Source organism: Robertmurraya korlensis (assembly GCF_023715225.1).
GTDB lineage: Bacteria > Bacillota > Bacilli > Bacillales > Cytobacillaceae > Robertmurraya_A.
Genome location: NZ_JAMBNS010000141.1, coordinates 1 through 414, shown reverse-complemented (window position 1 = coordinate 414; position 414 = coordinate 1). Strand labels below are relative to the sequence as shown.

Below are 414 nucleotides of genomic sequence, written 5' to 3'. Positions count from 1 at the left end.
CAATGATAAAGCCCAATAATAGTAGCGTCAAATACACAAAACCGTGCTGCGCCACCGTCAAGCCGAGCACATCATGACACTGGAGCGGCAATAAGGTAAACATCGCTGTCATTGACAGATGCAGCGCAAAAATCGCCAAGTGCAACCGGTTAATATCGGCAATTTTTAATACTTCAGCAAACTGTGCTTTAACTGAGTGATTATTGAGATTGTGCTTTAGTACCCGATTTGGGGTGGGCACAATCCACAGTAAGCCAATGGCGAAAATAGCGGACGCCACTGTCACCCAAAACAAGCCTGAAATATCGAGCACATGCGTCAAAATCGGACCGAGCCCAAATGCGACCATTACCGACATGGCAATGGTCAGCCCCATAGTTGCCATCGCTTTGGTGCGATGCTCTTCACGGGTCA

1 protein-coding gene is annotated in these 414 nt (G+C 47.8%); it reads right to left on the bottom strand.

The window, feature by feature from the left end; translation table 11 throughout:
• A partial coding sequence (locus tag M3175_RS26145) for an MFS transporter (protein ID WP_251524629.1) occupies nt 1-414 on the bottom strand: 414 nt, incomplete at both ends.